The following is a 6246-nucleotide window of genomic DNA, read 5'->3' as shown; positions in this document are numbered from 1 at the left end:
GGCCACCTGAGGCAACCGGGATCCATTCTAAATACTGTCAACTTATTTCAGGACTATTCACATCAAAACATTTACTACTGTAGTTCACTCCTCCCCTTGCTCCTCCCAGTAGCAGGGGCCGGGGGATGAGGTTTACTTGGACAGGTACATACTCCTGTCCTTATACAACTGACGGAAGTAAGGATCCCGCAGGTCTTTAATGAAACGAATCGCTTCACCCGTACTCTTCATTTCGGGTCCGAGCTCCTTGTTTACACCGGGGAACTTGTTGAACGAGAACACCGGCTCCTTGATGGCAAAACCCTGGAGGTTCTTTTCAAATGTGAAATCGGTGAGTTTGGCTTCGCCCATCATGATCTTGGTAGCCACGTTGAGGTAAGGAATACCATATGCCTTGGCAATAAACGGCGTGGTACGCGAAGCACGGGGGTTGGCCTCGATCACGAACACCTTGCCGTCCTTGATGGCAAACTGGATATTGATCAAACCCTTGATGTTGAGGGCTCGTGCAATCTTCTCGGCATAGTACTCCATGGTAGTTACCACCAGGGGTCCGAGGTTGAAGGCAGGCAGCACCGCGTTGGAGTCGCCGCTATGAATACCGGCGGGCTCAATGTGCTCCATTACACCCATCACGTGGAAGTTCTCACCATCAAACAGGCCGTCAATTTCCGCCTCTTGGCAACGATCCAGGAAGTGGTCGATCAGGATTTTGTTGCCGGGAATATGCTTCAGCAGGGAGATCACCGCTTTTTCCACCTCGTCGTCGTTGATCACGATCCGCATGCGCTGACCACCCAACACGTAGCTGGGGCGCACCAGCACGGGGTAGCCAACTTTATTGGCCACCACAATAGCCTCATCCACATCGTAGGCGGTGCCGTACTCGGGATAGGGAATATTGAGCTCTTTCAGCATGTCGGAGAAACGGCCGCGGTCTTCGGCAATGTCCATGCTGTCGTAGGAGGTTCCAATGATCTTGATACCTTTTTGGGTCAGCTTTTCGGCCAGCTTCAGGGCGGTTTGTCCACCCAGCTGAACGATCACGCCTTCGGGCTGCTCGTGCTCGATGATTTCCCAAAGGTGCTCCCAGTATACAGGCTCGAAGTACAGCTTATCGGCGATGTCGAAATCGGTAGAAACCGTTTCGGGGTTGCAGTTTACCATGATGGCTTCGTAACCGCACTCCTTGATAGCCAGCAGGCCGTGTACGCAGCAGTAGTCGAACTCGATACCCTGCCCGATGCGGTTGGGACCGGAGCCCAGTACCACGATTTTCTTTTTGTCGCTGCGCTTGCTTTCGTTGGCGTGGCCTTCTTCGAAGGTGCTGTAGAAATAAGGCGTCTTGGCGGCAAATTCGGCGGCACAGGTATCCACCATTTTAAATACGCGGGTGATGCCGGCAGCCTTGCGCTTTTCGTACACTTCTTCTTCGTTGCCACCGCGGCTGATACGGGCAATCTGCTCGTCGGAGAAGCCGTTTACCTTGGCCTCTTTAATCAGGTCGAGGGGCAGGTCCTCCACGTAGTATTTAGCAATCTCTTTTTCGATGTTGCAGATCTTCTGAATTTCGTACAGGAACCAGCGGTCGATGCCGTTGGTAGCCTTCGAAATGGTATTTACGCTCACCCCCAGCATCAGGGCGTCCTTGATGCGGAAGATGCGGTCCCATTTCGGGGTCTTCAGGTATTCGATCAACTCGTCGGCGTGCATCTGGCTTTTGCCATAGTAGCCCAGGCCAACGGCGTTGTTTTCCAGCGATTGACAAGCCTTTTGTACCGCCTCGGTAAAGGAGCGGCCGATGGCCATCACCTCGCCCACCGACTTCATCTGCAGGCCAAGGGTATCGTTGGCACCCTTGAACTTGTCGAAGTTCCAGCGGGGGATCTTTACAATAACGTAATCGAGCGTAGGCTCAAAGTATGCGGAAGTATCCTGAACAATGGGGTTTTGGAGCTCATCCAGGGTATAACCGATGGCCAGCTTGGCAGCGATCTTGGCAATGGGATAACCCGTAGCCTTGGAAGCCAAGGCCGAAGAGCGGCTCACACGGGGGTTGATCTCGATAGCGATGATCTCTTCGGTGGCAGGGTTGAGTGCAAACTGCACATTACAACCACCGGCGAAGTTGCCCAGGTCGCGCATCATCATGATGGCGGTGTTGCGCATCAGCTGGAAGGCGGTATCGCTCAGGGTCATTGCAGGCGCCACGGTAATGGAGTCGCCGGTGTGCACACCCATGGGGTCGAAGTTTTCCACCGTACAGATGATCACCACGTTATCGGCGGCGTCGCGCAGCAGTTCCAGCTCGTATTCTTTCCAGCCCAGCACGGCCTGTTCTACCAGTACCTCGTGAATGGGCGATGCCTGCAAACCACGCTGCAGGGCCTCGTCGAGCTCGCTGGCATCGTGTACAAAACCGCCACCGGTACCACCCAGGGTAAAAGAAGGACGGATTACCAGCGGGAAACCGATCTCCTGGGCAAACTCTTTACCCTCGAGGAAGGAGTTAGCCGTTTTGGCGGTAGCCACACTTACACCGAGGCGGATCATCCACTGGCGGAACAGTTCGCGGTCTTCGGCCTTGTCGATGGCCTTGATGTCCACACCAATGAGGCGCACATTGTACTGCTCCCAGATACCCAGGTCCTGTGCCTCTTTGGCCAGGTTGAGCGCTGTTTGTCCACCCATGGTAGGCAGCACCGCGTCGATCTCATTTTCCTTGAGGATCTGTTCAATACTTTCCACCGTCAGGGGCAGCAGGTACACACGGTCGGCCATCATGGGGTCGGTCATGATGGTGGCCGGGTTCGAGTTGATGAGGATCACCTTGATCCCTTCCTCGCGCAGGCTGCGGGCAGCTTGCGTTCCCGAATAGTCGAATTCACAGGCCTGTCCAATTACAATAGGACCCGAGCCGATGATCAGTACTGATTTTATGGAGTTGTCTTTAGGCATCTGCGGAGTGTTTTTTTAAACCTCACAGGTCTTTAAGACCTGTGAGGTTTGTTCAGGTTTGTTCACGTACGGGCATAAAAAAACCGGGTTTCTGCCCGGGGTGCAAAAGTAAGGGAAAACAGTACTGCTGGCAGGGGAAATTTAGTTGTTATACAAACTTTACCGGTTTAGCTGGCCCTTTATGCAGTTGGGTAAAGTGTTGGGGGTAAAAACAGGTAGCTGCAAAACATACCGCACGTATCATTTCTACTGCTAATTACCCAACACTTTAGCCCAACAAAAAAGGGCCAACCGGCCCTTTTTATTACATCTGCGAAAAACCATCCGTTCCGCCGTTGAAGTTGCCGCCGGCGGGCTGCGTTTGTCCGCCCTGTTTGCCTGCAATCATGTCTTTTACATTTTGCGGAACATTATCATCATACAATTTAACGGCTTTTTGCTTGAGCTGTTCTTTTTCAGCGGCGGTCATTTTGGAATATTTGTAATAACCAAAAGCAGCGGCGCCTGCCAGCAGCAAAGTACCTAATCCGGGACGTGCCATAGTGGAATGTTTTATAGTTTATAAATATGGTTAAGTCAGCCTTGTTTGGGCTTGTAGGGTTAAGTTATAAAATATCGTACCGGAAAAGAAGGGGGATTGGGTATTTGGTATTGAGTATTGGTGATTGGTGAGTAGTGATTGGTGATTGCAATGAGTTTGGAACAAAGAGTGCCGAATAACACAATTCCCAATACCTAATACCCAATCACCATTCACCAATCACCAATCACTCCTCTACCTCATGGAATAAATCTTGCACCCTTACCTTGCACCATTAAACCCTTGGATGGAGATGAGGAAGCCTAGCCGTGCAGCTTTGTTATGCTGTGCCCTATTTATGTCACTGGCGCTTTGGGCCCAAAAGAATTACCCGCAACAATATTTCCGCAACCCGCTCGATATTCCCATGCAACTGGTGGCTAATTTTGGCGAACTGCGCAACAACCACTGGCATATGGGCCTCGACATCCGCACCCAGCAACGCGAGAACCTGCCCGTGATGGCCGCTGCAGATGGCTATATTGCCCGGGTAAATATCGACGCTATCGGGTTTGGCCGGGCCCTTGTCATCAATCACCCCAACGGGCTCTCTACCCTCTATGCGCACCTCAACGCCTTTGATCCCGCCATCGAGCAATGGGTAAAGGCAGAACAATACAAACGCCAGCAATGGGATGTAGATCTTGAAATACCACGGCAGCTGTTTCCCGTAACCAAGGGGCAGTTTATTGCCTATAGCGGCAATACCGGTGGCTCGCAGGGGCCACATGTGCATTTCGAGATCCGGGAAACTGCTACAGACCGCTGTCTCAACCCCATGCTCTTTGGTTTTCCCATTCCTGATGCAGTGCCACCAACGGTAAGCCGCATTGCCCTCTACGACCGCAATAAGAGCACCTATGCCCAAACGCCGCTGCTGATTGGCCTGCGTAAAGCGGGCGCCAACTGGCAACCGGCAGCCGGCAACCTGATTACCTCGGCATCCAACAAAATCTCTTTTGCCATTGGGGCAGTTGACCGCTTTACCGGTTATACCAATCCCAACGGGATTTTTTGTGCCCGCATCCTGATGGATGGCCTGCTGCTGTCGGAGTTTGAGCTGGACCGCATCGACTATGATGTTACCCGCTACCTCAATGCATCTACCGACTACCGCTACAAGGCTGCCGGCGGTCCCTGGCTGCAGCATGTGAGCCGCATGCCCGGCGATACCAGCAGCGTGTACCACCACACCCCCACCGATGGCATTTTGTACCTCACCGATACTGCCACCCACGACGTGCAGATCGAAGTATCCGATGCTGCGGGCAACCACACAACGGTAGCTTTTTCCGTACGGTACAACCCCGCACAGGCACGCACCTACAGCGCGGCTCCGGAGCAGCTGGTGCCCGCACAGGTAAACGTGGTGGAACGCGAAGATTTCGAGTTGTATACTTCTGAATACGCCGTTTACGATACCATCAATACCACTTTTGTGCGCTCCTGGGCAGGCACGGTGGGCGGTGTCTCACCGGTGTTTAGCGTAGCGGCCGCCACGCATCCTGTTCACGACTCGGTACGGGTGCGCATCAAGGTGCCGGAAAATATGGATGGGGAACAACAGCAAAGACTGGTGATTAAAGGCGTTGCCGGCAGCCGCACCGTCATCATGCCGGTAAGCATCAGCAAGGGATGGGCCAGTGCCAAGTTCAGGCAACTGGGCTCCTACCAGCTGATCCTGGACCAGGAGCCGCCTGCCATCAATGCACCAGGCGCAGCTTCGGTGGTAGATGCCCGCAAGCTGAAAAGGCTGGTATTTACACCCCGCGACAACCTCGATAAAATTGCATCTTTCCGGGCCGAAGTGGACGGTACCTGGCTGCGGTTTACCAACGACAAAGGCCGCACCTGGATTTACAACTTCGATGAAATGTTCCCGGTGGGTGAACACACGCTCCGCGTAGTTGTTAGAGACGTGGCTGGAAACGAAACGGTGAAGGAATGGCGGGTAATGAGATAATTAGCTAATGTGATAATGTGCTAAGGAGGAAATGTGAAAATGGCGCAATGTGACAATGTGAAAATGAAAAGGTGATCTTGTTTCCTTCAGCCTCCATCCGGTAACCTGCACCTGGCAACCAACTCCCAACGCCCAAACTCAAAACCCCAAACCCCAAACTTACTCATGGCAATTACACTAAAAGAAGGCGATCCCGCACCGCAGTTTACCGCGAAGGATCAGAACGGCATTGAAGTTTCGCTAAAGGATTATGCAGGCAAGAAAGTGGTCCTCTACTTCTACCCTGCCGACGATACGCCGGGCTGTACGGCACAGGCCTGCAACCTGCGCGATAATTTCTCTGCCTTGAAGGCACAGGGCTACGAAATACTGGGCGTTTCACCCGACGATGTGGAAAGCCACAGCAAGTTCAAGAACAAGTACCAGCTGCCCTTTGCCCTGCTTTCCGACCCCGATCGTACCATCATTGATGCATACGGCGTATGGGGCGAAAAGAACATGTATGGCCGCAAGTACGAAGGCCTGCACCGCACTACGTTTGTGATTGATGCCAGCGGAATGATTGAAAAGATTTTGAAGAAGCCAAAAACCAAGGAACACGCGGAGGAAATACTGAAATAAATACCGAATCCATTGGTAGCAATAAATGGCTTCAAACAAAAGAGCCGCTGTATCCCTTGCAGCGGCTCTTTTGTTTGAATCCAGGTTCCTCAAATAGTAGGTGCCCTACACACCAAGGAGGCCA

The 6246-nt window shown here is 52.7% G+C and carries 4 protein-coding genes; 2 read left to right on the top strand and 2 right to left on the bottom strand.

What is annotated here, in order from left to right:
* Positions 1-132: 132 nt before the first annotated feature.
* Together carB and BUE76_RS04945 are read right to left on the bottom strand one after the other, a co-directional pair.
* Complete coding sequence (carB, locus tag BUE76_RS04950; RefSeq protein WP_073045148.1) at positions 133-2958, bottom strand: carbamoyl-phosphate synthase large subunit; 2826 nt, start codon at positions 2956-2958, stop codon at positions 133-135.
* A gap of 304 nt (positions 2959-3262) precedes the next feature.
* Complete coding sequence (locus tag BUE76_RS04945; protein WP_073045146.1) at positions 3263-3499, bottom strand: hypothetical protein; 237 nt, start codon at positions 3497-3499, stop codon at positions 3263-3265.
* A 337-nt stretch (positions 3500-3836) separates the two neighbouring features.
* On the opposite strand from BUE76_RS04945, the gene BUE76_RS04940 reads away from it, so the two are divergent.
* Entirely contained in the window at positions 3837-5501 is a 1665-nt protein-coding gene (locus BUE76_RS04940) for a peptidoglycan DD-metalloendopeptidase family protein (RefSeq protein ID WP_073045145.1), read from the top strand.
* Positions 5502-5666: 165 nt separating this feature from the next.
* Positions 5667-6122 (top strand): thioredoxin-dependent thiol peroxidase, encoded by a 456-nt coding sequence (gene bcp / locus BUE76_RS04935; RefSeq protein WP_173702657.1) that lies wholly within the window; start codon positions 5667-5669, stop codon positions 6120-6122.
* Positions 6123-6246 lie beyond the last annotated feature (124 nt).

The organism is Cnuella takakiae (assembly GCF_001953305.1).
Classification (GTDB): Bacteria; Bacteroidota; Bacteroidia; order Chitinophagales; family Chitinophagaceae; genus Flavisolibacter; species Flavisolibacter takakiae.
Note: the sequence above shows the minus strand (reverse complement) of the source record. Positions and strands in the feature narration are given on the sequence as shown.